This window comes from Streptomyces sp. NPDC050636, assembly GCF_040654775.1.
GTDB lineage: Bacteria > Actinomycetota > Actinomycetes > Streptomycetales > Streptomycetaceae > Streptomyces.
Map to the genome: position 1 here is coordinate 1 of NZ_JBFAIP010000032.1, position 25,665 is coordinate 25,665.

Genomic DNA, 25,665 nt, shown 5'->3' on the forward strand with positions numbered 1-25,665 from the left:
CATCACCCAGGACCGCAACGGCCGCGCCCACGCCTGGAACGCCGTCAACCACAACGGCAAGATCACCTACGTCGACGCCCAAACCGGCCAACGCAGCAACAAACCCCTCCACGACGGCACCAACGGCGTCCACGCCATTCCCCTCAACCCCAACCGCCGGCCCATGCAAGACACTTCCACCGACAACGACCACAGCAACGACGCCGACCGGCGACCGAGCGCCGAACCGGCCGGCAGCGGCGACGGGAAGAGGCACGGACAGTCCCCCGAGGACATACACAGCGAAGACGGGAGCCTCAAGCGTCCGAGCCACATCGAGCACCAGCCTGACAGACGCTCATACTCGGGTCGGCACAGCAATTCGCGTGCCCACGAGACCAACGAAAACGCCCGTCCAGGTGACGCCCCCAGGAAGCCGAACACAGCCTCGCAAGACGCACCCACCCGCGACACCGACTCCCCCCGTCGCGAAGTACCCACGGAGTCGCAGCACGCGCGCCAATCCGGCGAGCACGCTACTCCGGAGCCCTCCGCCCCTAGCCCTCACCGCGAGACGTCGAACCGCGAGATTTCCCCCGAGCGCAAGGCGCATCCCACCGAGAAAGTCTCCACAGCTCATTGCTCCACCGAATTGGCAAGAAGTCTCGCGGACGCTAACAGCCGCCTCCGCTATCGCACCAGCGGCGACGAGCACGCCGAGCGGGAATCCCCGGATGGGGCCACTCGTCGCCGGGCGAGCGACCGTGATCCCGAGGGCTCACCCGCTACTGACGACACCAAAAAGCGCAAGGGATTGCTCGGCCGTGTCTGGGGATCCTTCAGCAGTAAGCCCAGTGAACCGCAACCGGACTTTGAGATCACGGTTGACCAGATCGACTACCAAATCCCCTTCAAGCACCCGGACTTCCTCCCATCGGGATACGCCACTCCGCTCGACCGGCCTGACGGAACTCGTACTCCTCTATTCGACGACGAGCCCAAACCAGAGCAGACCGAGCAGGGAGCCATAGGCGACTGTGGCATCATCTCCGCCCTGGGAGCTGTCGCCCGTCACCGGCCCGAGGCCATCCGCGAGTGCGTGCGCGAACTGGAGGACGGCAACTACGAGGTCCGGTTCCACGAAACGCGCATGAATCATAGGAATGGATGCTATGAGCCGACTGGTCGGATGATCGTCATGACGGTTAGTCCAGAGCTCCCAGTCTTCGGGCACGAACCAGGCGAGCCAGCATACGCAAACAATAAGGGTGCAGCATGGGCGCCGATCTTGGAAAAGGCTATCGCGGCACTCGATCAGTCCTGGGACGCCGAAAGGAACGAGAAGTACGATTCCCTATCAAGGCTACGCATGCCAGCGATCGATCCACCTCATGGCTATGCGCGACTTGGCCTGGGAAGTCGTTCCGCAGAACGAGCTGAACTACTCGCTCAGCTCACTGGAGAACCCTCATCCTATGACGACTTTCCCGCAAAGTACGACCAGGATGGGCGAAGCCCAGACAAGCAGATCATGGATACTTTCCGTGAAAAACTCAGCCAGAACAGTCCGATACTGGTCGGCACGGAGAAGCCGGATAAAGGTTCGCCTCCCTGGCCGGATGGGGTCCACGGAGGCCACGCTTATGAGATTGCGGGAATCGATAATCGAGGGAGGCTAATCCTGCGAAATCCCCACAATAAGGATCATCCTGACCCTATGACACTCAAAGAATTCAAGAAGTATTTCAAGCATCTCTATAGCGCATTGGAGCCACGTGAATAGCAATGAAATCGTCCTGGGGGAGGGTATTCAGAGGAATACCAGCTTCGGCAGTTTTGCTGTCACCTGGGTCGACCTCCGACCTGACCACCCCCTCACAGTCCACCTCAGAGTGGTCACGGACGAAATGCGAAAATACGTGCTCGCGGTCGGCGAAACCTTTCCAGTCGGAAATGAAACCTGGAAAATCGCGAGCTTTGAGGACGCCCCCGGATACGACTGGATGGTCCGTATCGCTCGCGTCGACCCACCGCCCGTCGCAACTTCTCGATGAACCGGTTACGCAACGCAGTGCGGCAGCGGAGTCGGCCCGGTCGGAGCCGGCCCGAAACTTGTCAAGACAAATGACGCGTTCGACTCCGCGCTGCGAGCGACAGGTATAGCGCAAGCGCCTTAGGGGCACGCGCAGGAAAGGACGACATGGACCTCCCCGAATCCGGGTACGAGCCGATGAGCGCGGAAGCGGTCGTCACACGGCTCCTCGCTTGGTGCCGCGAGAGTGACGGCCGCCGGGTGGCGGAAGTTGCAGGAGCGCAGGGGTCCGGTCGCAGCGAAATCCTGCTCCGCGTAGGTGAAGCGCTACCTGGGGCAGTGACGGTGGATGCCACGAACCTCGCTCCAGAAGCCATCCTGACCCGCGTGCTGACTGCCGCCGGAGTACCGGAGGTCCGGCGGCGGCGTGCGAACTGGGGGCCAGCGCTGGAGAATTCGGCGTTGGGTGAGAGGTTGGTAATCATCCTCAACGCACACCGTGCAGGCGGTACCCGACGGTCGACGCAGCCACTGCGCGTGGTCCGCACGCTGGTTGGTCTGCTCGCCCGACACGGTCGCGTCAAGGTGATCGTCGAAACCGAGCCCGATGAGCGGCCGCAGCAGGATCGCCTGGCGCTCCTCGTGACGGCGGCGGCCGAAGCCGACCGTCCCATGGATCTGCCGCCACACGAGTCGGCCATTCGTGTTCTGGCACTCGCCGAGCCGCGTCATGTGCCGCTCACCGTATGGCGGGAATTGATCCGGGCCGGTGACGGGCCGGACCTGACCGAGGAGAGCCTGGCCGAGGTGGCACGCCGGTCGCCCGATGTGCTGACGTTTGACGGGGAGTCGGTCGCGTTCATCGACGAGAGAGCGGCCGACCGACTACGTCGGGGCTACGAACCGGACGTGGCCCGCCACATCCACGGCCGTTTGGTGACCTGGCTGCTGTCAGCCGCCGAGGCGTGGTCTCATCCCGCAGGCTGGTCCGCGTCAGGATCGGTTGGCCGGTATGCCGCGCATGGCCTGCCGATGCACGCCGTACAGGCCGGGCGGTTCGATGCTGTGCAGCGGGATGGCCGTGTCGTTGCCCAGCTGGACCAGGTGGCATTCCTGGACGCGGCCAACTGCCACTACCGCGAGGCCGTTCTGGCTATGGACGCGAACACGTCCTCGGGGGATGCCGCCAACCTCTGGCTGAGTGGTGTGGACTCCCTCAGCCAGGGTGAATGGGCCTCTTGGCTCCACTTGATGAGCACTGCACGCGGCGACCGGAGCCTGGCTGAGGGCATCGAACGCTCGGGCATCACCCTGCCCTGGCGTCCACGCTGGTCGCGCTGGCGGCCACCTGGCGGTGTCCGCGCCGAGTACCTCCAGCCGGGATCGGTCCGGAAACTCTGGGCCGTTCCATGGCCCGGCCGTACAGCTGTCGCCTCCCAGGGGGCGTGGGACACCCGCTTCCATGTCTGGGACGTGGAGAGCGGAGACCTGCTCGCCGGCCCGTGGACCGGCGGCGTACCCGAACCCAGCCAAGCAGAGCCGCGCTGGCCTGCCGGTGCGGAGACGGACGCTACCCAGCCATGGGTGCAGTTGACTACATACGGCAACACGGAGCCGGAGCTGCTGACGGATTCTGTGCGTGTCGGCGACACGATCGTCCAGGCCGGGATGGGCGGCCTCTTCGCGATCGAGCCCGCTGATCCGGCGCAGTTCGCGGGCATCCGTCCCGGCCACGGTGAGCCGTTCCTCGCCGACTTCGGGACTGCGCTCGAAACGACTCCGGCGTCATGGGGGACTGCGGCCCCGGAGACCCTTGCGGACGTTTTCGGCTCCGAGGCCGTGCGGCGCGTACCTGAATCCGCCCTGCCCGAGGGACTACACGATGAGGAAGCCCGGAGGGTGCTGACAGAGATCGGCTTGCCGACCTTCACCGGAGCGGAGATGTCACTGCTCGCTGCTGATGAGCAGGATTGGGCAGAGCTGACACTCGACGTTCTCTGGAGCGATGCGGACGAGGACCTGATTCCCGAATCCGCGGGTGACGGCCCGTACTTCCGCCTAGGTACATGGATGGGTGGCGTTATCGCACTCGACGGCGAGGAAGGCGCCGTTTACCGGTCACCGGCCGATGAGTACGACGACCATGATCCGCTGATCGCCAGCAGCCTTGGCGGGTTCCTCGCCATGCTTCAGGGCTATGTGCTGCTTCGCTGCCTCCTCACCATGGCCTCCAGCCTCGGCGAACGCGAGGAACTCAGGGAGCAGATCGAGGTCGAGTTGGACTGGATCGACGAGGAGGGCGCGGAATCCAGCGCCTGGACGAGTGCGCTCTACGACACCGATTGAGCGGTAGCCCCTCTACCACAGGCGCCACCCCAACTCGTTGGCCACCGACTCCCTTTCAGCGTATTGGTTGAGCGGTGCCCATATTTCCCCTCGAACCTGAATAGCTTCACACCGCAGTGGTGTGGCCCCCGCGGTCAGGACTCGGGGAAGAAGGAATCCACACGTAATCACCAGGCGTCGGGCTACACCGCGATGCTTGTGTAGTCAGCTGACCACCGGCCAGACTTTCCCGAAGGAACTACGCAGTCCTCGAAGTTCCTAGGGATGACGGGGAATCAATTATCTCACCGGCTCATCGATGCCAGACGGCACCCATGGTTCCAGGCCGGGGAATCTACCCTCGTCGCGGTCACCGCATGAACAACGAACTGTCCGTCGGACACCGCCCATGTCCGTGAAGCCGGACCCTTGTTTCAAATCGACTTCTGGGTGGGTGGCAAGCTCATCATTGACGGCCCTACGAGACAGGCACTGCAACCGTCAAAGCCCGGCGAGTAACGCCTCGCGGGTCTTCCCCCCCCCGCACGGCCTGGAAACTTCCTCACCATGGTCGCGCTGTGGGTTACCGGCCATCTGATCAAGGGGCCTGTCGAGGGTGACGACGAGGCCAACCTCCTCAAGCGCGAAGCACTGATCGATCAGGCTGTCCGCAATGAACTCAAAGAGGTCATTAAGAGTGAGTACAAGGCGAAGGTGGACGGGACCAGAAGCAAGAAGGAAGAGGCCATGGCTGCCGAATTCGATCGGCATGTCAACTTCCTTGAAGGCATCTGGAAAGACGGCCTGCTGAGTCAGATTTCCTGAGGTGAGAGGGGGCACCGGAACGGCGCCCCCTCTCGATGTGCTCAGAGGGGAAGCGCCCCCTTGAAGCGGGAGTTGGGGCACTCGGCGGCGGTTGTGGCCAGCCAGCCGTGGTCGTGCAGCGTGAGGTTGCTCAGGACATGCGGATGTGTGGAGATCTCCATGGCCGCTTCGTGGGGGTCGGTCTCCGGCGTTACCTCTAGTTCGCCTTCTTCGGTCCCGGAGTCGTCCGCGTCTTCGTACTCGTCTTCGTCGTCATCCTCGTTCTCCTCCCACGCTGCGAACTCGGCACTCCGGACCTCGAACGGCAATGGCTCTCCGACCCCTTCCGGGTGCCAGTGGTTGCTGTACCCGCGCCGGGTTTCACCGCTCTCGGCGAACCACCAGACCCGGGAGTCATTTCCGCTGTCGATTTCGAAGAAGTGTGCCTGCCCGCATTCCGAGCTCAGCTGGAGGGCGAGATCGACGCCGTTGTTCTCGTAGATGAACATGCGGCCGTAGATCAGGCGCCAGCCGTTCATGTCAGGGGTGATGAAGATCCGATAGGCGGTCTTCTTCTCGCCGTCCGGGGCCTCGTATGTCATGGAGTCCGGATGGTGGCTGTACGCGGCGGAGACACCCATTGCCAGAGTCGAGGGACGGAGATCGTGCAACCCCAGAGCGCGGACGGCGCCGGAGACCTGGTCGGCGGGGATGGCGAGCCAACTGCCGGCCGGCAGTGTGGTCTTCTCCTGGTCGATCAGCTTGATCCGGACAAGGCGTTCGACGGCCGACTGGTCCCTCGGGGGCAGTGCCTCGCTGCCTCCCATCTCTGCAAGGGCCTGCAGGGCGGCCCGCCGCAAGGTGCCCGGCCCATGACGGCGGATGTCCCGCAGCGTGTCCAGGGCGGGCTCGCCGATCTCCGAGAGACAGCGGAACGCCGACCGTTCGCATGCCCCGTCCCCGAGCAACGTCAGCAGATGTTCCACCCCGGAAGCCCCGAGAGCGATCAACTGCTCTTCTGCCGCCCTGCGGTGGGCACGGTCCCCGGTACGGAGTTCCTCGACGAGTGCTGCGATGCGGTCGCTCATACAAAAGACCCTATGCGGTACCGCCCCCATGACCACAACGCACGCAAGTAATCACGATCGTTGCCGCACCCGCTCTTGCCGACGGGCCCTTCCTCCGCGACCGTGATCGGCTATGGGACGAGAGCAGTGGAAGAAGATCTGGGTCGGCTCGGCCGGCAATATGGTCGAGTGGTTCGACTGGTTCGTGTACGCCAGCTTTGCCGTCTACTTCGCGGATTCGTTCTTCCCGAAGGGGAATGACACCGCGAACCTCATGAACACCATGGGAATCTTTGCCGTCGGCTTCTTCATGCGGCCGGTGGGTGGCTGGGTGCTGGGCCGGGTAGGCGACCGCAAGGGCCGTAAGGCCGCGCTCACGCTGACCGTCACGCTGATGTCCGCCTCGGCGATTCTGATCGCCGTCGCGCCCACGTACGCCGTCGCCGGCTACGGGGGCGTCGCCGTGCTGCTCATCGCCAGGATGCTCCAAGGGCTCTCGGTCGGCGGGGAGTACGCGGCCAGCGCGACGTACCTCACCGAGGCGTCCGCGCCCGGCCGGCGCGGCTTCGCGTCCAGCTTCCAGTACGTGTCGATGACGGCGGGGCAGTTGCTCGGCCTCGGTCTGCAGATCGTGCTGCAACGCACCCTGTCCGAGGACGCGTTGCACAGCTGGGCCTGGCGCATCCCGTTCATCGTCGGCGCGCTGGGCGCAGCCGTTGTCTTCTATCTGCGCCGCAACATGCTGGAGACCGAGGTCTACGCCGAGGACGAGGGCGCCAACTCCGACCCCGACCGCGGGACCATCAAGGCCCTGCTGGCCCACAAGCGCGAGGCGTTCCTGGTCATCGCGCTGACCATGGGCGGCACCGTCGCGTACTACACGTACACGACCTACCTCACCAAGTACCTCTCCAACAGCGCCGGGATGGACAAGCCGACCGCCTCGCTGGTCAGCTTCTGCGCGCTGTTCGTGTTCATGTGCATCCAGCCGTTGGCGGGCAGGCTGTCGGACCGGATCGGCCGGCGTCCGCTGCTGATCACTTTTGCGGTCGGCTCGACGTTTCTGACCGTGCCGATCATGACGCTGCTCAGGCACGCCGGGTCCTTCTGGCCGGCATTCGGCCTTTCCCTCCTCGCCCTGCTCGTCATCACCGGCTACACCTCCATCAACGCCTGCGTGAAGGCCGAGCTGTTCCCGACCGGCATCCGCGCGCTGGGCGTCGCCCTGCCGTACGCCATCGCGAACGCGCTGTTCGGCGGCACTGCGGAATATGTCGCCCTGTGGTTCAAGGAGGGCGGTATCGAGTCCGGCTACTACTGGTATGTGGCGGGGTGTGCCGCCGTCTCGCTGATCGTGTACGTCACGATGCGCGAGACGCGGACGATTGATCTGCATCGGGTCGGCACGGAGAAGCGCGCGGGCATGGGCGCGGGCACGGCTGCCGAGCGGGCGCCGGGGCAGGCATCCGTCGCCGACTGAGCGCGCCTCTTCCGACCGGCCGCGGCCTCCCCCGCCTGGGGGAGGCCGCTCCCGTTCCCGGGGGATCCGCGCGCCGGCCCCGGACGGCTTGGCTGGACGGCATGAAGAACACGAGGTGCATGAAGGGCGCGAGGCCCCCGAAGAGCGCGAGGTACTTGGTCGTACCGCTGCTGCTGACGGGGCTGCTGGCGTCGGGTGCCGTGGCCCCGGGCGCCTCGGCCACCTCGTCTGCCGACGCCCGCCCGGCCACGTCCCAGGCCGCCGCGTCCCGCCCGCCCGCCGACGACCTCCGCACCAGGATCGCGGCGATAGCCGGCATGCGGGTGGTCAAGGAGACGACCGTCCCCGCCGGCCACCGCTCCCTCACGCTGGCCTACCGCCAGCCCGTCGATCACCGGCACCCCGCCAGGGGCACCTTCGAGCAGCGGCTGTTCCTGCTCCACAAGTCCACCACTCAACCGATGGTGCTCTACACCAACGGCTACGACCTCGACTACCAGGACCCCGCGTTCCGCACCGAGCCGACCCAGCTCCTGGACGGCAACCAGATCAGCGTCGAGCAGCGGTACTTCGGCACTTCCCGCCCCCACCCCACCGACTGGTCGAAACTCGACATCTGGCAGGCGGCGAGCGACCACCACCGGCTGATCCGGGCCCTCAAGACGGTCTACCGCTCCCCATGGATCTCCACCGGCGGCAGCAAGGGCGGTATGGCCACCGTTTACCACCGGCGGTTCTACCCGCACGACGTGACCGGCTCCATCGCGTACTCGGCGCCCAACAACACCGACGACCGGGACGACACCGCCGAGGACCGCTTCCTCCAGCGGGTCGGCACCCCCGAATGCCGGGCGGCGCTCACGGCGGTGCAGCGCGAGATGCTGACCCGGCGTGGGGAGATGGCGGACCGCTACGCACGCTGGGCCGCGCGCCAGGGCTACACCCTCCGTACCGTCGGCAGCGCCGACCGCATCCTGGAACTCGCCGTGTTGCAGCTGCCGATGAACTTCTGGATGCATATGGACGAGGCGGACTGCGCCCGGATTCCCCGGCCCTCCGCCGGCTCCGACGCGCTGTACGCGTGGTTCGAGGAGGTGCTCCCGCTCGCGGGTTACAGCGACCACTTCCTTTCCCCCGTCACCGCGTCCTACTACCAGCTGGGCACCCAGCTCGGCTTCGTGGACCTCGCCGCCCCGGGACTGGCGGGAATGCTGCGCTATCCCGGCATCCAATCGACGCGGACGTATGTGCCGCGGAACATCCCGATGCGCTTCCAGCCGGGCGCCATGCCGGACATCGACCGCTGGGTGCGGCACCACAGCAGTGGAATGATCTTCGTGTACGGCGAGAACGATCCCGCCCGCGCCGAGCCGTTCCGTACCGGCAAGGGCAGCCGGGACGCGCATGTCTACCTGGCTCCGCACACCAACCACCTCGCGCGCATCGCCAAGCTGGCGCCGCGGGACGCCGCACAGGCCACCGCCGCGCTTCGCCGCTGGGCGGCCGTGGACGGTGCGACCGCATAGTGAGACCACTATGTGCGCCGTGCACGGGTATGGCACACTGCGGATCGTGCTCTCGTTCGCCATGATTATTGGCAGCAGGCGCGCCGGTCCGCAGTGACCGCCCCGTACGAACGGAGTACGGCGCGGCCATCGTCGTCCCAGACCCGCGCGCAGACCTCTCGCACCCGCGAGAGGTTTTTTCGTTTCCGGCCCACCCGTCACCGGAAAGCGGAGCGCGAGGGATCATGGAGGGACGGTGGAGCCGGTCATTCCGGTAGACCGAGATCCCCGACAGGAGCCAGACCAGCATGACGGACGCACACCAGCCCTCCCCGTCCCCGAGCCCCCGGCCGCACAGCCCGGTGTCCGACGACTTCCATGTCTTCGACACCACGCTGCGGGACGGTGCGCAGCGCGAGGGCATCAATCTGACCGTCGCCGACAAGCTGACCATCGCCCGGCATCTGGACGACTTCGGGGTGGGCTTCATCGAGGGCGGCTGGCCCGGCGCCAACCCCCGGGACACCGAGTTCTTCCAGCGCGCCCGCGCGGAGATCGACTTCCGGCATGCCCAGCTGGTCGCGTTCGGCGCCACCCGCAAGGCCGGGGTACGTGTCGAGGACGACCCGCAGGTCGCCGCCCTCCTGGACTCCCAGGCCCCGGTGATCACGCTGGTCGCCAAGTCCCACGTCCGGCATGTGGAGCTGGCGCTGCGCACCACGCCGGAGGAGAACCTCGCGATGGTGCGGGACACCGTCGCGCATCTGAGCGCCCAGGGCCGCCGGGTGTTCCTCGACTGCGAGCACTTCTTCGACGGCTACGTGCTGGACCCGGTCTACGCCAAGCAGGTCGTGCGGACCGCGAGCGAGGCCGGCGCCGATGTCGTGGTGCTCTGCGACACCAACGGCGGGATGCTTCCCGCGCAGGTCACCGCGGTGGTACGGACCGTGCTCGCGGACACCGGGGCGCGTCTGGGCATCCATGCCCAGGACGACACCGGCTGTGCGGTGGCCAACACCCTGGCCGCCGTCGACGCGGGCGCCACCCACGTCCAGTGCACCGCCAACGGCTACGGCGAGCGGGTCGGCAACTCCAACCTCTTCCCGGTCGTCGCCGCCCTGGAGCTCAAGTACGGGCGCCATGTCCTGCCCGAGGGCAAGCTCGCCGAGACCACCCGGATCTCGCACGCCATCGCCGAGGTCGTCAACCTCACCCCCTCCACCCACCAGCCCTACGTCGGGGTCTCCGCGTTCGCGCACAAGGCCGGGCTGCACGCCTCCGCGATCAAGGTCGACCCGGACCTGTACCAGCACATCGACCCGGCGCTGGTCGGCAACACCATGCGGATGCTCGTCTCCGACATGGCGGGACGCGCCTCCATCGAGCTGAAGGGCAAGGAGCTCGGCATCGACCTGGGCGGCGACCGCGACCTGGTCGGCCGGGTCGTCGCGCGGGTCAAGGAGCGTGAGCTGGCGGGCTACACGTACGAGGCAGCCGACGCATCGTTCGAGCTGCTGCTGCGGGCCGAGGTCGAGGGGCGGCCGCGCAGCTACTTCCAGGTGGAGTCCTGGCGGGCGATCGTCGAGGACCGGCCCGACGGCACGCACGCCAACGAGGCGACCGTGAAGCTGTGGGCGAAGGGCGAGCGGATCGTCACCACCGCCGAGGGCAACGGCCCGGTCAACGCGCTGGACCGGGCGCTGCGGGTCGGCCTGGAGCGGATCTACCCGCAGCTGGCCCATATGGAGCTGGTGGACTACAAGGTCCGCATCCTGGAGGGCACCCAGGGCACCGGCTCGATCACCCGCGTCCTGGTCTCCACCAGCGACGGGCAGGGGGAATGGTCCACGGTCGGCGTCGCGGAGAACGTCATCGCCGCGTCGTGGCAGGCGCTGGACGACGCGTATGCGTACGGGCTGCTGCGGGCTGGGGTCGAGCCCCAGGAGTAACCCCCACGTTTTCGGCTTTCCCGCCGTGCGCCGTCTCGGCGTGGCGCCTGCGGCGGGCCCCTCCGCTGCGCTTTGCCTGGGCCGACTTGGTTGCTCGCCGATTTCGGCTGTCCCGCCGTTGTGGTTTCTCGCCGTGGCGCCTGCGGCGGGCGTGGGTTTTTCGGGTGCGGTGCCGCTCCTCCGGACTCCGTCCTGCGGCGCGGCCCCTCCCGCGGGTGGGTGGAAGAGGCCAGTGGGGGCGCGCCTTTCGTGTCCGGTTTCCCTTCAATCCGCAGGGGGCACGTGACCACATGCGTGCACTCCCACCGGTCTTCTTCTCCCACCACAACAGGAGGGGTCGGACCGCAGGACGGAGTCCGGAGGTCCGGCACCGCTGCCGAACAGCTCCGCGTAGCGGCACCGCCCGCCGCAGGCGTCACGGCGCGCAACCACCACGGCGGGAGGGACAAAACGTGGGGAGAAGGCCAAGCGCAGCGGACTGGTCGCGCCGAGGATTTCTCACCGCCTCCGCAGCGGGAGCGATGGGCCTCGCCACGGCCCGCCCCGCACTCGCCGCCGCGTCCGCCGCCGCGTACGAAACCCTCCGTGCCCGCTGGTGCGACCTCACCCTCGGCACCGGATTCGACCCCGCCGCGCCACCGTACGCCGCCGCCCTGCAGGAAACCGGCGATCTCGCGGCCACCTATCGGTCGGGCATGCGGCCGGAGACCCACTCGCTCTGGGAGGACTGTCCCTACGATCCTCCGTCCGGCATCACCCGGAGCTACAACCGGCTGAACACCATGGCCCAGGCCTACGCCCAGCCCGGCACCGGCCTCACCGGTGACCCAGGCCTGGCCGCCGACGTCATCAAGGGCCTCGGCCACCTCGACGCCACCGTCTACAACACCGACACCACCCGCTACGGCAACTGGTGGGAGTGGCAGATCGGCAGCCCCAGACTCCTGCTGGACACCGTCGCGATCCTCGACGAGCACCTGACCGACGGCGGGCTCACCGACGCCCAGCGCGCCCGCTGCCTCGCCGCCGTCGACCACTTCGTCCCCGACTCCATGCTCGGCGACTACAGCGGGACGAGCACCGGTGCCAACCGCGTCGACCTGTGCCGTGTCGTCGCGCTGCGCGGCATCCTGGGCCGGGCTCCGGACAAGATCGCGCTGGCCCGGGACGCCCTCTCCCCGGTCTTCCCGTACGTCACCCGCGGCGACGGCCTCTACGCCGACGGCTCCTTCGTCCAGCACACCTGGGTCGCCTACTCCGGCACCTACGGCTATGTCCTGCTGGACGGCCTGGGCCGGCTGTTCACCCTGCTCGGCGGCTCCACATGGGAGGTCACCGATCCGGCCCGGCAGATCATCTTCGACAGCGTCGAGCATGCGTATGCGCCGCTGCTCTACAACGGGCTGATGATGGACAGCGTCAACGGGCGCGCCATCAGCCGCGGTTATCTCCGCAACGACGAGCGCCGGGTGCTGCGCAGCGACCACTTCCACGGCCATGCGCTGGTCGCCGCCGTCGCCCTGCTCGGCCAGGCCGCCGGCGCCGCCGAGCGCACCCGCTGGAACGCCATGGTCAAAGGCTGGATCGACCGTGACCGTACGCTGCCGATCCGCACCGACCGGCAGTACGCGGTCGCCGACCTGGCCCGTCTCCACGCCATCGCCGACAGCCCGGAACCCGCCGCGCCCGAACCCGTCGGCCACCGCCTCTTCCCCGCCATGGACCGCGCCGTGCACCGCCGCCCCAGCTGGGCCGCGGGCCTGGCCATGGCGTCCGACCGCATCGCGTACTACGAGAACGGCAACGGCGAGAACCCGCGCGGCTGGCACACCGGCGCGGGCATGCTCTATTGGTGGGGCGCCGACTTCGCCAACGACCAGTACACGGACGGGTTCTGGCCCACCGTCGACCCCTACCGGCTGCCCGGCACCACCGTGTCCACCAAGCGGCTCGCCGACAACGAAGGCGGTGGCTGGGGCGAGCCCAAACCCGCCGCGCGCTGGGTCGGCGGTACCACCGACGGCGAATTCGCCGCGATCGGACAGGACGTCCGGGGCCTCGCGTCCACCCTCACCGCCAAGAAGTCCTGGTTCTGCCTCGCCGACACCATCGTCTGCCTGGGCGCCGGCATCACCGCGCGGGACGGCGTACCCGCCGAGACCATCGTCGACAACCGCGCGCTGGGCGAAGCGGGCACCGCCGCCCTCACCGTCGACGGCGTACGACAGCCCGGCACGCTCGGCCGGACCCTCTGCTTCCGGGGCGCCCACTGGGCCCACCTCTCCGGACACGGCGGCTGGGTCTTCCCCGGAGCCCCCGGCGGCGCGCCGCTGAAGGCGCGGCGCGAGGCCCGCACCGGCTCCTGGCACGACATCAACTCCGGCTCGTCCCCGGAGCCGCTCACCCGCCGCTACCTCACGCTCTGGCACGACCACGGCACCGACCCCACCGACGCGGACCATGTGTACCTGCTGATGCCGGGCGCCGGCCCGCGCACCCTCGCGGCCCGCGCCGCCGACCGGCACTGGCTGACCGTGCTCGCCAACACCCCGGGCCGGCAGGCCGTCGCCGTCGGCTCCCTCGGTGTGACGGCCGCCAACTTCTGGCGGGCGGGCCGGGCGGGACGGCTCGCCAGCAGCGGCCCGGCGAGCGTGCTCGTCCGCGAGGGCCGGCGTGGTGCACCGCTACGGCAGACGGCGAAGCTGTGCGTCGCCGCACCCGAGCGCTCCGGAGAGCCGCTGGAGATCACCTGGTCCCGGCCGGTGTCCGCGGTGCTCGCCCACGACCCCTCCGTCGAGGTGCTGGCCACCGGCCCCGCCCTGCGGCTCCGCCTCGCCCCCGGCACCGCCTGCGCCACGCACACCTGCACCGTCGCCCTCGGCTGACCGGACGGCGGGCCGGTATCTCCCGGTCTGCTCCCCCGATCGGCCGCGGCCGATGCACCGAACGTGACAACATCACTCCACCGTCGTTTGTCCGGCTCATACAGACGGTGGACGGCCCGTCCACCTCGGCAGCGCCCCGGACGCAGGCCGAGTACAGGAAGCTTCTGTGCTGCCTGCCCACGAAATCGCATCCGACGTTGTACGAAACCGACATCGGTGCCGGGGGCCTCGCCCACGTACCGTCGATACATGACCACTGTCGAAGATGTGCCCGCCGGCGCGAACGACGCCCGCGGGCGCGTCGCTGAGCTGAACGCCATCCGCGAGCAGGCTCGGCGAGGCCCCAGCGAGCGTGCCACCGAAGCTCAGCGTGCGAAGGGCAAGCTGACGGCCCGCGAGCGGATCGAGCTGCTGCTGGACGACGGCTCGTTCAACGAGGTCGAGCCGCTGCGGCGGCACCGGGCGACGGGTTTCGGCCTGGAGGCGAAGAAGCCCTACACCGACGGCGTGATCACCGGCTGGGGCACCGTCCACGGCCGGACCGTCTTCGTCTACGCCCATGACTTCCGGATCTTCGGCGGCGCACTGGGCGAGGCCCACGCCACCAAGATCCACAAGATCATGGACATGGCCATCCAGGCGGGCGCACCCCTGGTGTCGCTGAACGACGGCGCCGGCGCCCGTATCCAGGAAGGCGTCTCGGCGCTGGCCGGCTACGGCGGCATCTTCCAGCGCAACACCAAGGCGTCGGGTGTCATCCCGCAGATCTCGGTGATGCTCGGCCCGTGCGCGGGCGGCGCGGCGTACTCGCCGGCCCTGACCGACTTCGTGTTCATGGTCCGCGAGACCTCGCAGATGTTCATCACCGGCCCGGACGTGGTCCGCGCGGTCACCGGCGAGGAGATCACCCAGAACGGCCTCGGCGGCGCCGATGTGCACGCCGAGACCTCCGGTGTGGCGCACTTCGCCTACGACGACGAGGTCACCTGCCTCGAAGAGGTCCGCTACCTGCTGTCGTTGCTGCCGGCCAACAACCGGGAGAACCCCCCGACGGTCGCCTGCGAGGACCCCGCCGACCGCTCCGGTGACGCCCTTCTCGACCTCGTCCCGGCCGACGGCAACCGCCCCTACGACATGCGCAAGGTCATCGAGGAGATCGTCGACGACGGCGAGTACCTCGAAGTCCACGAGCGCTGGGCCACCAACATCATCTGCGCGCTGTCCCGCCTGGACGGCCGCGTGGTGGGCATCGTCGCCAACCAGCCGCAGTCGCTGGCCGGCGTACTGGACATCGAGGCATCCGAGAAGGCCGCCCGCTTCGTCCAGCTCTGCGACGCCTTCAACATCCCGATCATCACCCTCCTGGACGTCCCCGGCTTCCTGCCCGGCGTCGACCAGGAACACGGCGGCATCATCCGCCACGGCGCCAAGCTGCTGTACGCGTACTGCAACGCCACCGTCCCGCGCATCTCCATCGTGCTGCGCAAGGCGTACGGCGGCGCGTACATCGTCATGGACTCCCAGTCCATCGGCGCCGACCTCACCTACGCCTGGCCCACCAACGAGATCGCCGTGATGGGCGCCGAGGGCGCGGCCAACGTCATCTTCCGCAAGCAGATCGCCGAGGCGGACGACCCCGAGGCCATGCGGGTGCGCATGGTCAAGGAGTACAAGTCCGAGCTGATGCACCCGTACTACGCCGCCGAGCGCGGCCTGGTCGACGACGTCATCGACCCCGCCGATACCCGCCACATCCTCATCCGTTCCCTGGACATGCTCCGCACCAAGCACGCGGACCTGCCCGCCCGCAAGCACGGCAACCCGCCGCAGTAGCCGGCCGCACCCGGCACCGCGCCCACCGCGAAGACGGAGAAGAACGCACGTGAATCCTGCCGACAGCATCACCACCGACCCCATCCGCGTGGAGAAGGGCCAGGCCAGCGAGGAAGAGCTGGCCGCCCTGACCGCCGTCCTCCTGGCCCGCGCCGCCCACCGGCCGGCCGCCCCGGCCCGCCCGCGCTCCACCGCCGCCCGCTGGCGCCGCCTGGAGCGCCAGCACGGCTTCCACGGAGCCACCAGCTGGCAGCGATAGCCCCGAATACCGCGAAAAGTCCCCGTATCTGTCACAGATGCGGGGGCTTTCGTAGATGCGGGGGAGTTCAGGCGCAAAAGACCCGTAGGTTCGCCCCAACTCTTGGGGGAACGGCTGTTCAAGCCAAGATCCCCGTGCTGGCATGCGCTCGTCAATCCGCTCCTGGTCCCGTGTCACGGGCCCTAGGACGACCGGAAGGAAGAGCCCATGCTCAGCACCCTGAGTGCTGGTGCCGCAGTGGCATCGTTGCTCCTCACCGGATCGGCATCCCCCACCTCGGCACGGTTCGGTGAGGAACCGCCGGACGGCAAGATCACCATCACCGTCGCGACCGTCAACGGCTCGGGCTGCCGCCCCGGCAGTGCCGCGGTGGCCGTCGCACCCGACAACACCGCGTTCACCGTCACGTACAGCGAATATCTCGCCCAGGCGGGCAAGGGCAGCAAGCCGACCGACTCCCGCAAGAACTGCCAGATCGCGCTCAGCGTCCATGTCCCGCAGGGCTTCACCTACGCGGTCGCACGGGCCGACTACCGGGGCTACGCATCCCTGGCCGCCGGCGCCAAGGGAGTGGAACAGGCGGGCTACTACTTCCAGGGCCAGCAGGAGACGGTCCGCAAGAGCCACACCTTCACCGGCCCGTCCGAGGCCAACTGGCAGGCGTCGGACGAAACCGACATCGACCAGCTGGTGTACGCACCGTGCGGCGAGGAGCGCTACTTCAACATCAACACCGAACTGCGCGTGGACGCGTCCGGCGCGGATCCGCAGAGCACCAGCTTCATGGCCATGGACTCCACGGACGGCAGCATCAACACCCTGTACCACTTCGCGTGGAAGCAGTGCCCAGGACACCGAAGATGACCTGACGGGGGGGGCGGGGCCCGCACGCGCGCGGTATGTCCGGCGCGTGCGGGCCCCGCGTTGTCGTCGTACGCGGCGGAAGCGCGCTCAGGTGCGCACCGCCTCCGGTTCGACGGTCGGTGGCGCGGCCGGCGGAGCGGCCTCGGCCGTCTCCTCCGGCATCTTCAAGTACAGGGTCAGCAGCGCCGCGACGACATACAGGCCGGCGAAGATGATGACCACGCCGTCCGGCCCCAGCGGGCCGAGGAAGATGCTGACGATCGCGGGTCCGACGAACGCCGCCCCGCCCGCGCCCAGGTTGAGCAGCGCCATCGCGCCGCCCTTGTTGTCGGGCGCGAGGGCCGGGATCAGGGCGGAGATGGAGACGAACCCGGCGAGCGTGATGCCGTAGAGCATTCCGACGACGATCGCGACCCAGTAGTGGCTGCCGACGGCCTTCGGGACGAAGTACAGCGTCAGGGTCGTCACCGCGCAGCCGACGCCGCCGAAGCCGGCGATGGTCCTGCGCCAGCCGATCTTGTCGCCGATCCAGCCGAAAAGCAGATTGCAGAAGACGTTGGTGCCGTAGATGACGGCGAGCAGGGTGAGCCAGCGGCCCTCGCCGAAGCCCAACTCCTTGGCGAAGAAGGTGGGGAGGAACACCAGGAAGCCGAACTCCGGCGCGGTGTTGATGATCCGGACGACGCAGCCGACGGCGACCTTGGGGTGGGTCCAGGCGATCGACAGGCTGGACAGGAGGGACTGGACGGGCTTGACCCCGGGCGGCGCGAGCCGTGTGAAGCCGGTGCGTTCGCGTACGCCGAGCAGGCAGAACGCGCCGCCGACGGCGATGATGCCCAGCGCGATCCACAGCGTGCCGAAGCTGCCGAACCAGGGGTTGGTCACGCCCGCGACGAGCGAGCCGATGGTGGGCAGTCCGCCGGTGAAGGCGACATAGAACCAGCCGACCGCCGTTCCCATCCGGGCGTTCGGCGCGGTGGCGGTGATCCAGACGAGGAAGCCGAACGCGAAGAGCGGATAGCCGAAGCCGCGCAGACCGTAGAAGACCAGCATCAGGGGGTAGTTCTGCGGGCCGAGCGCGAGGGCCAGGAAGAGGATGTCGAAGACGATCCAGACGGCCAGGCCCAGCTGCATCACCCGCCGCGGGCCCCACAGGTCGGAGAGGGCGCCGGAGAGCCAGGAGGCGAGCATCACGGTGATGCCGTAGGCGGTGATCACGTAGGAGGCGTTGATCTCGTTGCCGGCGCCGTGATCGGCCATGTACGGCGCGATGAACCCGGACTCCACGCCGTCGCCCACCATGAACAACAGCACGCCGAGATAGCCGAAGACCAGGGCTTTGGGGATGCCCAGCCGGTCGATGACGGTGGATGGAGCCATGTCGTGCCTCCGTTGGGGCGAGTGCGAATGAGGGGGCTGAGGGCTTCTGCGGGGTGATGAGCGCCGGAGGGGGCTGGTGCGTAGGGGAGGGGTGTGGTGCGGTGGGGAGGTGGGGCGCGGATCGCGCCCGGGACCCGGTGGATCCAGCCGCTCGGCGGTGGTGATGCGAGCAGCATGAATCCTGAGAACTTCACATGCAAGATGTGATGCAGCGTTTTCTGGGCCCCGATTCTCCCAGCTTCGGCGGCGATTTCCCGAGCGAGGGGTGACGAATCTGTGATCTGGGTGTTAAATCCAACAGGGACGAAACAAAGGAGTGTGCCCTGATGACCACCACCCCCGCCGGCCTCGGACACCACCCCGAGACCTTCCGTGAGGACTGGCTGGAAGGACTGGCCGACGCCTACGCGCGCACCGTCCGACGGGTCCCGGGTGCCTATGGCGTCGTCGGCCGCCACGCACCGCGTCCCGGCAAGGTCGCGGTCGTCATCGGCGGCGGCTCCGGCCACTACCCGGCCTTCGCCGGGCTGGTCGGCCCCGGACTAGCCGACGCCGCCGCGATCGGCGACGTCTTCGCCAGCCCCAGCGCCGAGCAGGTCTACCGCACCGCGCGTGCCGCGGACGGCGGCGCCGGAGTGCTGCTGAGCTACGGCAACTACGCAGGCGACGTCATGCACTTTGGACTCGCCGCCCGCCGCCTCGCCGCCGAGGGCATCGAGACCCGTACGGTGCTGGTCACCGACGACGTCGCCAGCGGGCCGCCGCCGGTCGAGGGCCAGGAGATCGACCCGTCCCGCGACCGCCGTGGCGTGGCCGGTGACTTCTTCGTCTTCAAGGTGGCGGGTGCGGCCGCCGAGCGCGGCGACGACCTGGCGGAAGTCGCCCGGCTCGCGGCCCGCGCCAACGCCATGACCCGCACTTTCGGCGCCGCTTTCGCCGGATGCACCCTCCCCGGCGCGGACGGCCCGCTGTTCACCGTCAGCCCCGGCACGACCGAGCTGGGCATGGGCATCCACGGCGAGCCGGGCCTGCGCACCACCCGGGACCTGACCGCCGCCGAGCTGGCCGACGAGCTGGTGGACAACCTGCTGAGCGAACTGCCGGAAGCACCGGCCGGCGGCGACGGCCGGGTCGCGGTCCTCCTCAACGGGCTGGGCCGGACCAAGTACGAGGAGATGTTCGTGGTCTACCGGCAGGTCAACCGGCGTCTGAGAGCGGCCGGACTACGCCCGTACCGGCCCGAGGTCGGCGAATTCGTGACGTCCTTCGACATGGCCGGCGTCTCGCTGTCCCTGATGGTCCTCGACGACGAACTGGCCGAGCTGTACGACGCCCCGTGCGACACCCCGGCCTTCCGCAGCCTGCCGGGTGAGCATGCGGACGGGGCCGATGACCGCAGGGATGCCGCCGAGGCCGAGGGACGTAGGGAGGCCGCCGAAGCCGGCAGCCGTACGGACCCTGCCGAGGCCGGCATACGGGCCGACGGGGCCGCTCCCGTACGGGATGAGGCGCCCGGTCCCGTACGGGACGGCATTCCCCCCGGCGGGGATCTGCCCGTGGCGGCGGCGCTTCAAGCGGCCCTCGATCTGGTCGCGGCCAACGAGGACGAGCTGGGCCGGCTCGACGCGGTGGCCGGGGACGGCGACCACGGCATCGGGATCGTCCGCGGGCTGCGCGCCGCCGTCGCCGCCGCCCGCACCGCCGAGCCCGGCCCGGCCGGCGACCCGCGCTCGGCCGGCATCGCCCTGCTCACCGCGGGACTCGCCCTCGCCGACGCCTCGGGCGGTGCATCCGGCGCCCTCTACGGCGCACTGCTCGCCGAGACCGGCGCCGTACTGAAGAAGGCCGGGACCGGGGCCTGCGACGCGGCCCTGCTCGCGGACGCCGTGGACGCCGCCCAGCGCGCCGTCAGCGAGCTCGGCGGCGCCGAAGTCGGGGAGAAGACGATGCTGGACGCCCTCGACCCGTTCCGCCGCGAACTGCGCGCACGGGCGGGAGAGGGGCTCCCCAAGGCCTGGCAGGCGGCCGCCGAGGCCGCGACCCGCGCCGCCGCCGACACCGCGCAACTGACCCCGGCCCGCGGCCGCGCGGCCCGTATGGGCGCGCTGGGCTACGGCCACCCGGACGCCGGGGCCGTCTCGCTCGCGCTGATCCTCACCGCGGTCGGCGAGACGCTCGGCTGAGCGCTGCCGCGAGCCGCGTACGACGAAGGCCCCCGCACCAAGAAGTGCGGGGGCCTGTCGTCTTGCGCAGCGAGCGGGCACGGGGCGCCCGGACGCTGAGCTACTACCGCAGCCGCGCCATCAGCGCATGCTCCACGAGCGTGATGAGCGCGCTCTTGGCCTCGCTGCGGTGCCGTGCGTCGGTCACGATGATCGGCGCGTCCGGGCCGATCTGCAGCGCCTCACGCACCTCGTCCGGCGTGTACGGCTGGTGTCCGTCGAAGCCGTTGAGGGCGATGACGAACGGCAGGCCGCTGTTCTCGAAGTAGTCGACGGCCGGGAAACAGTCGGCGAGCCGGCGGGTGTCGACGAGGACGACCGCCCCGATGGCACCTCGTACCAGGTCGTCCCACATGAACCAGAAGCGGTCCTGACCGGGCGTACCGAAGAGGTACAGGATCAGGTCCTGGTCCAGCGTGATCCGGCCGAAGTCCATCGCCACGGTCGTGGTCGTCTTGTCCGGCGCGTGCGTGAGGTCGTCGATCCCCGCCGAGGCGGAGGTCATCACGGCTTCGGTACGCAGCGGATTGATCTCTGAGACGGCCCCGACGAACGTGGTCTTGCCCACGCCGAAGCCGCCCGCCACCACGATCTTCGCGGAGGTGGTGGAGCGGGCTGCACCGCTAGAGCTTGCGAAGTCCACTGAGCACCCTTTCGAGCAGTGTCACATCTGGCTGTCCGCCGGCGGTCTCGTCCCCGCCGGGCTGATGGATGGCGACGAGTCCGGCCTCCGCCAGGTCGGCGACGAGGATCCGGGCGACGCCGAGGGGGATGGAGAGTAGCGCGGAGATCTCGGCAACTGACTTGATCTCGCGGCAGAGGTGGCAGATGCGCTGGTGCTCCGGCAGCTGCCCCTGCAGCCTGGCGGGGTCGGCGGTCGTGCTGACCAGCGCTTCAATGGCGAGCTGGTAGCGCGGCCGGGTCCGGCCTCCGGTCATGGCGTACGGGCGCACGAGAGGGTTGTGCGCGCCTCCGGTGGGGGCGGAGGGCTCGGGCGCGCGCCGCTGCGGCTGCACCGGCTGGATGCGGGGCGCCTGCGGCTGGTCGTACACCGACGGCTCGTACGGCTGGGAGCCGTATGGCCGGGGCTGTGGCTGCTGGTGCTGCTGGGGACGCTGCGGCTGCGGCGGCTCGGGCCGCTGCTGCCGGCGGCTCGGCGCAGACGGGAAGTTGAAGCGGTTGTTATGGGTCTCGCCCTGGGGCCCGGACTCCTGTCCGGATCCGTACGGGTATCCGCTTGGGGGCGTTGCCACGTCTCCTCCTCCAACTTGCCTGTCTGACGCCGGTCGCGCCATCGCACCTTATGGCGCGATGGCGGGAAACGCACTGCCTGTCTGCTAGTTGAGCAGGCTGCCCTGCAGTTCGGCACGCAGATCGGGCGTCAGAACGGTGCCCGCGCGGTCGACCAGCAGGGCCATCTCGTAACCGACGAGGCCGATGTCGCACTCGGGGTGCGCGAGAACGGCCAGCGACGATCCGTCGGAGACGGACATGATGAAGAGGAAGCCGCGCTCCATCTCCACCACGGTCTGGTTGACGCTCCCGCCCTCGAAGATGCGGGAAGCGCCGGCAGTCAGCGAGGTCAGGCCGGAGGCCACCGCCGCCAACTGATCGGCTCTGTCACGAGGAAAACCCTCGGACATGGCGAGGAGCAGCCCGTCCGCGGAGACCACGACCGTGTGGGACACCCCGGGGGTGTTGTCCACGAAGTTGGTGATCAACCAGTTCAGATTCTGCGCCGCCTGGCTCATCGGGCTCACACTAACGCTCCTGATCGTAGGTGCTGCCGGGGCCGAAGCCCTGCTGGTCATTCTGGGGAACCTCCGAGCGGTCCGTGCCGGCGGTGCGTCCCTGCTGGACACCGCGGCGCAGATTGCTCAACCTGCCGCGGACGTCCTCCGGGGCGCGGGAGACCTGGGGGCCGCCCTGCGGGGTCTGCTCCGCGGCGCCTTCGACCAGGTTGGCCTTGGGCACACGCCGGGGGAGGCCGGAGGAAGTGACTCCGCCCGCCTTGGGCTCGCGCAGTCGCTCCGCCCGCTCCCAGCGCTCGTCGTTGGAGCTGCGCCAGTCGGTGCCGTCCTGGCCGGTCTCCGGCGCGTTCCGCGGCTGCGGGGACGCCACCGGCTCCACCGGCTGCCCCCACTGCTGCTGAGCCTGCGGTGAGCCGCCTCCGCGGCGCGGAAGGCCGGCGTCGGTCCGCGAGTGGGAGTCGCCTGAGGAGGAGCCCGGACGCTCGAATGTTACGCGCTCAGACGCATCAGCGGGAGCGGCAGTTGTATTCCGGTCAGATTCCGCTTCGGTTCCGAAGTAGCCGCCGAATGCGGGTCGTTCGGACCAATCGTCCTGCTGGTCGGTCTCGGGGGAGACGTATGGCTGCTGGCCGGTGGTCTCGGAGAAGACCGGCTCGCCGAAGGCCTGGGCACCGTAGGACCGGTCGTCGTACAGCGGTTGATCGGCTTCCGCATATGCCGCGTCGGGATGCCCCGGGAAGCCGCCGTCGGACGGCGCCTCGTCGCGGAGGTGCGGACGTCCGCCTTGATCGTTCGCCTGGGCCTCCAGCGCCGCACGGCGCTCCTCACGGAGCAGCGAGCGGCCCACCGGGTCCAGCTCGGCGTCGGCGGCCTGGCCGTAGCCGGAGTCGTCGAAGCCCAGCTCGGCGGCGGTGCGGTGGTGGTCCTCGTACGCCGGCTGACGGTGCTCGGGCACGATCCGGGAGACCGTGAAGTCGTCCTCGAACTGGTCCTCGCCGCCACCACCGTGGGTGATCGCGTCGGGCAGCATGACGAGCGACGTGGTGCCGGCCTGCTCGCCCGAGGGGCGCAGCTGGACCCGGATCCCGTGCCGGTCGGCCAGCCGGCCGACCACGAACAGGCCCATGCGCTGGGAGATCGCGGCGTCCACGCTCGGCGGGTTGGCCAGCTTGTGGTTGATGTCCGCGAAGTCCTCGGGGGTCAGCCCGATGCCCTTGTCATGGATCTCGATCATGACCCGGCCGTCGGGCAGCCGGGTCGCGGCGACCCGCACCTTGGTCTGCGGGGAGGAGAACGTGGTGGCGTTCTCCAGCAGCTCGGACAGCAGGTGCACGAGGTCGGTCACGGCGGTGCCGTGGATCTCGCTCTCCGGGACGCCGGTGAGCTCGATGCGCTCGTACGACTCGACCTCGGAGGTCGCCGCCCGCAGGACGTCGATCAGCGGCACCGGCTGGTTCCAGCGGCGGCCGGGCTCCTCGCCCGCGAGGATGAGGAGGTTCTCGCCGTTACGCCGCATACGCGTGGCGAGGTGGTCCATCTTGAAGAGGTTCTCCAGCTGGTCCGGATCCGCCTCGTTGTTCTCCAGGTCGGTGATCAGCGTCAGCTGGCGCTCGATGAGGCCCTGGTTGCGCTGCGACAGGTTGGTGAAGATCGCGTTGACGTTGCCCCGCAGCAGTGCCTGCTCGGCGGCGAGCCGGACGGCCTCGCGGTGCACCTGGTCGAAGGCGCGGGCGACCTCGCCGATCTCGTCGGTGGTGGAGATCGGGATCGGCTGGACGCGGGTGTCGACCCGGCCCGGGTCGGTCCGCGAGAGCTGGTCGACCAGCATCGGCAGCCGCTGCTCGGCGATGCCGAAGGCGGCGTTGCGCAGCTGGCGCATGTTGCGGCTCATCCGGCGGGCCATCATGCCGGCCACCATGAAGGCGATGACCAGCGCGGCCACCGCGATGGCGGAGTCGGTGAAGGTGGAGCGCTTGGCGTCGCTGGAGATCTGCGCCGCCTCGTTCACCGCCTTGTCCGCCAGGTCCTTCTCGATGGCCCGGTACATGTCGAACTTGCCGGTCGAGGCCGCGAACCAGGTCTCGGAGGTGATGCCCTTGGTGCTCAGCACCTCGGGCGCCGCGCCCTTGGCGATGTCGGTGGACATGGTGTCGAGGGCTGGCGGGGTGCGGAACTGCTGTCCGGCGGCCTCCGCCTGGGCCTTCGCCTGCTCGATCTTCTGCTGCGCCGACTGCTTGAGCTTGGCGGCGTCGTCCTTCAGCCGCGCGACGTCCTCGGGCGTTCCGCCGGAGGTGTACTCGCCGATGGCGATGCCCTCCAGGTAGCGGTACGACGCGAAGGCGGTCAGCTGGAGCTTGTGCTCCTTGCCGCCCTGCGGGGACGCCGGGTCGACCAGGAGGTGGGTGCCGATGGAGCGCTGCAGCGACTCGGCGGCCTGGGCCAGCGCGACGGCGTAGACGGTGCGGCCGTAGGAGGTGATGTTGCCGGTGCCCAGACCCAGTTCGTTCGCGAACTCCATCAGCGGGTGCTGGATCTCGACAAAGCCCTCTTCGGTCTGCACACCGCGCAGCTTGGAGGTGTAGCCGACCTGGCGCAGCTGGTCGAGCTTGGGCTCGCTCTTCTCGAACGCCGCGAGACGGCGCTTGAGGCCAGGCTTGTCCGGCATGGTCTTGACGGCCTCGTGGAAGGCGTCCGCGGCGTCGTCGGTGGCGCTGCGCGCCTCGGCGACGACCGGGTCGTCCTTCTTGCCCTGGAGCAGCGGCGCCGCGGTGCGGTCACGCTCGTCGATCAGGGCGTTGCTGTAGGAAAGCGCGGCCCGTACGAGCTTGGCGGTGTTCTCCGCGTCCTGCGCTTCCTGCCAGGTGGCGACCGAGCTGTTCACGCGCAGGCCGCCGAAGACGAGGGCGAGCAGTACGGGGATCAGCAGAATGGCGTTCAGACGGGTGGTCACCCGCCAGTTCCGCGGGGCGTACTTTCCGCCGCTCGCCGGAGGCTTCGCGACCGTGTTTTCGGACGCGTCGGAAGCCGGTGCCGCCGTACCTCGCGACGGCGGCGTGAAGTTCCCCCGCCGCGGTTCCTGCGGCTCGGGGCTCGACTTGCTTCGCCTCACTCGACCAACAACCTCTCGGCGCCGGCACTGTTTCGCTGTGCCGTTTCTTCTGGGCGTTACTACTCCGGAGTTCAGCGAATTTCAGCACGTCAGGGCAGTGCCTTCCAAACACTGAACAAAGCCGGAGGAGGCGCCGCAGAGGCCGAGATAAAAGGGGCGTTAAGGACGAGCCGCGGCAAAAGGCAGGGGAAATGTGAGCACAGCGAAGCCATGCGTACGCG

18 protein-coding genes are annotated in these 25,665 nt (G+C 68.8%); 12 read left to right on the forward strand and 6 right to left on the reverse strand.

Annotated elements, in window-relative coordinates; all coding sequences use genetic code 11:
* The 4 genes from AB0I10_RS22660 to AB0I10_RS22675 all read left to right on the forward strand — a co-directional run.
* The coding region (locus tag AB0I10_RS22660) for a toxin glutamine deamidase domain-containing protein (protein ID WP_363154373.1) at positions 1 to 1,762 on the forward strand (1,762 nt) is incomplete at its 5' end.
* Entirely contained in the window at positions 1,755 to 2,033 is a 279-nt protein-coding gene (locus AB0I10_RS22665) for a DUF6406 domain-containing protein (protein WP_363154374.1), read from the forward strand. The genes AB0I10_RS22660 and AB0I10_RS22665, both read left to right, overlap by 8 nt.
* Positions 2,034 to 2,548: 515 nt before the next feature.
* On the forward strand, positions 2,549 to 4,357 hold the full coding sequence (locus tag AB0I10_RS22670; protein ID WP_363154375.1) for an SUKH-4 family immunity protein: 1,809 nt from the start codon (positions 2,549 to 2,551) through the stop codon (positions 4,355 to 4,357).
* A gap of 546 nt (positions 4,358 to 4,903) precedes the next feature.
* Positions 4,904 to 5,161, forward strand: coding sequence for a hypothetical protein (locus tag AB0I10_RS22675; protein WP_363154377.1), 258 nt, complete (start codon positions 4,904 to 4,906; stop codon positions 5,159 to 5,161).
* 41 nt (positions 5,162 to 5,202) lie between these two features.
* Here AB0I10_RS22675 and AB0I10_RS22680 read toward each other — a convergent pair whose 3' ends face one another.
* Positions 5,203 to 6,228: a HEAT repeat domain-containing protein gene (locus AB0I10_RS22680; protein ID WP_363154378.1), complete on the reverse strand. Its 1,026-nt coding sequence runs from the start codon at positions 6,226 to 6,228 to the stop codon at positions 5,203 to 5,205.
* 112 nt (positions 6,229 to 6,340) lie between these two features.
* On the opposite strand from AB0I10_RS22680, the gene AB0I10_RS22685 reads away from it, so the two are divergent.
* From AB0I10_RS22685 to AB0I10_RS22715, 7 genes are all read left to right on the forward strand, one after another.
* Positions 6,341 to 7,687, forward strand: a complete 1,347-nt coding sequence (locus AB0I10_RS22685) for an MFS transporter (protein ID WP_363154379.1) — start codon at positions 6,341 to 6,343, stop codon at positions 7,685 to 7,687.
* A gap of 101 nt (positions 7,688 to 7,788) precedes the next feature.
* On the forward strand, positions 7,789 to 9,213 hold the full coding sequence (locus AB0I10_RS22690) for a S28 family serine protease (protein WP_363154380.1): 1,425 nt from the start codon (positions 7,789 to 7,791) through the stop codon (positions 9,211 to 9,213).
* 287 nt (positions 9,214 to 9,500) lie between these two features.
* On the forward strand, positions 9,501 to 11,141 hold the full coding sequence (gene cimA, locus AB0I10_RS22695; protein WP_363154381.1) for a citramalate synthase: 1,641 nt from the start codon (positions 9,501 to 9,503) through the stop codon (positions 11,139 to 11,141).
* A gap of 521 nt (positions 11,142 to 11,662) precedes the next feature.
* Entirely contained in the window at positions 11,663 to 14,026 is a 2,364-nt protein-coding gene (locus AB0I10_RS22700; RefSeq protein ID WP_363154382.1) for a polysaccharide lyase 8 family protein, read from the forward strand.
* A 249-nt stretch (positions 14,027 to 14,275) separates the two neighbouring features.
* Positions 14,276 to 15,859: an acyl-CoA carboxylase subunit beta gene (locus AB0I10_RS22705; protein WP_363154383.1), complete on the forward strand. Its 1,584-nt coding sequence runs from the start codon at positions 14,276 to 14,278 to the stop codon at positions 15,857 to 15,859.
* Between the two features lie 49 nt (positions 15,860 to 15,908).
* A complete protein-coding gene (locus AB0I10_RS22710; RefSeq protein WP_363154384.1) occupies positions 15,909 to 16,118 on the forward strand; it encodes an acyl-CoA carboxylase epsilon subunit in 210 nt (69 codons plus the stop codon).
* A 207-nt stretch (positions 16,119 to 16,325) separates the two neighbouring features.
* Entirely contained in the window at positions 16,326 to 16,982 is a 657-nt protein-coding gene (locus AB0I10_RS22715; RefSeq protein ID WP_363154385.1) for a DUF4360 domain-containing protein, read from the forward strand.
* Between the two features lie 87 nt (positions 16,983 to 17,069).
* On the opposite strand, the gene AB0I10_RS22720 is transcribed toward AB0I10_RS22715, so the two are convergent.
* Entirely contained in the window at positions 17,070 to 18,362 is a 1,293-nt protein-coding gene (locus AB0I10_RS22720; RefSeq protein ID WP_363154386.1) for an MFS transporter, read from the reverse strand.
* 326 nt (positions 18,363 to 18,688) lie between these two features.
* Between AB0I10_RS22720 and AB0I10_RS22725 the strand changes: the two genes are divergently transcribed.
* Entirely contained in the window at positions 18,689 to 20,545 is a 1,857-nt protein-coding gene (locus AB0I10_RS22725) for a dihydroxyacetone kinase family protein (RefSeq protein ID WP_363154387.1), read from the forward strand.
* Positions 20,546 to 20,648: 103 nt separating this feature from the next.
* Here AB0I10_RS22725 and AB0I10_RS22730 read toward each other — a convergent pair whose 3' ends face one another.
* The 4 genes from AB0I10_RS22730 to AB0I10_RS22745 form a co-directional block, all read right to left on the reverse strand.
* The gene (locus AB0I10_RS22730; RefSeq protein ID WP_159469791.1) at positions 20,649 to 21,227 is read right to left on the reverse strand and encodes an ATP/GTP-binding protein; all 579 of its coding nucleotides are present in this window, start codon (positions 21,225 to 21,227) and stop codon (positions 20,649 to 20,651) included.
* Positions 21,208 to 21,837, reverse strand: a complete 630-nt coding sequence (locus tag AB0I10_RS22735) for a DUF742 domain-containing protein (RefSeq protein WP_363154388.1) — start codon at positions 21,835 to 21,837, stop codon at positions 21,208 to 21,210. Before AB0I10_RS22735 ends, AB0I10_RS22730 begins: the two co-directional genes overlap by 20 nt.
* A gap of 84 nt (positions 21,838 to 21,921) precedes the next feature.
* Complete coding sequence (locus tag AB0I10_RS22740) at positions 21,922 to 22,335, reverse strand: roadblock/LC7 domain-containing protein (protein ID WP_136742879.1); 414 nt, start codon at positions 22,333 to 22,335, stop codon at positions 21,922 to 21,924.
* 10 nt (positions 22,336 to 22,345) lie between these two features.
* Positions 22,346 to 25,444, reverse strand: a complete 3,099-nt coding sequence (locus AB0I10_RS22745) for a nitrate- and nitrite sensing domain-containing protein (protein ID WP_363154389.1) — start codon at positions 25,442 to 25,444, stop codon at positions 22,346 to 22,348.
* Positions 25,445 to 25,665 lie beyond the last annotated feature (221 nt).

Bases quoted from the DNA above. Each gene is read 5' to 3' on its own strand.
- AB0I10_RS22700 (WP_363154382.1), top strand. From the start codon at position 11,663: ATGGGCCTCGCCACGGCCCGCCCCGCACTCGCCGCCGCGTCCGCCGCC.
- AB0I10_RS22720 (WP_363154386.1), bottom strand. From the start codon at position 18,362: ATGGCTCCATCCACCGTCATCGACCGGCTGGGCATCCCCAAAGCCCTG.
- AB0I10_RS22690 (WP_363154380.1), top strand. From the start codon at position 7,789: ATGAAGAACACGAGGTGCATGAAGGGCGCGAGGCCCCCGAAGAGCGCG.
- AB0I10_RS22740 (WP_136742879.1), bottom strand. From the start codon at position 22,335: ATGAGCCAGGCGGCGCAGAATCTGAACTGGTTGATCACCAACTTCGTG.
- AB0I10_RS22705 (WP_363154383.1), top strand. From the start codon at position 14,276: ATGACCACTGTCGAAGATGTGCCCGCCGGCGCGAACGACGCCCGCGGG.
- AB0I10_RS22685 (WP_363154379.1), top strand. From the start codon at position 6,341: ATGGGACGAGAGCAGTGGAAGAAGATCTGGGTCGGCTCGGCCGGCAAT.
- cimA (WP_363154381.1), top strand. From the start codon at position 9,501: ATGACGGACGCACACCAGCCCTCCCCGTCCCCGAGCCCCCGGCCGCAC.
- AB0I10_RS22715 (WP_363154385.1), top strand. From the start codon at position 16,326: ATGCTCAGCACCCTGAGTGCTGGTGCCGCAGTGGCATCGTTGCTCCTC.
- AB0I10_RS22725 (WP_363154387.1), top strand. From the start codon at position 18,689: ATGACCACCACCCCCGCCGGCCTCGGACACCACCCCGAGACCTTCCGT.
- AB0I10_RS22675 (WP_363154377.1), top strand. From the start codon at position 4,904: ATGGTCGCGCTGTGGGTTACCGGCCATCTGATCAAGGGGCCTGTCGAG.
- AB0I10_RS22680 (WP_363154378.1), bottom strand. From the start codon at position 6,228: ATGAGCGACCGCATCGCAGCACTCGTCGAGGAACTCCGTACCGGGGAC.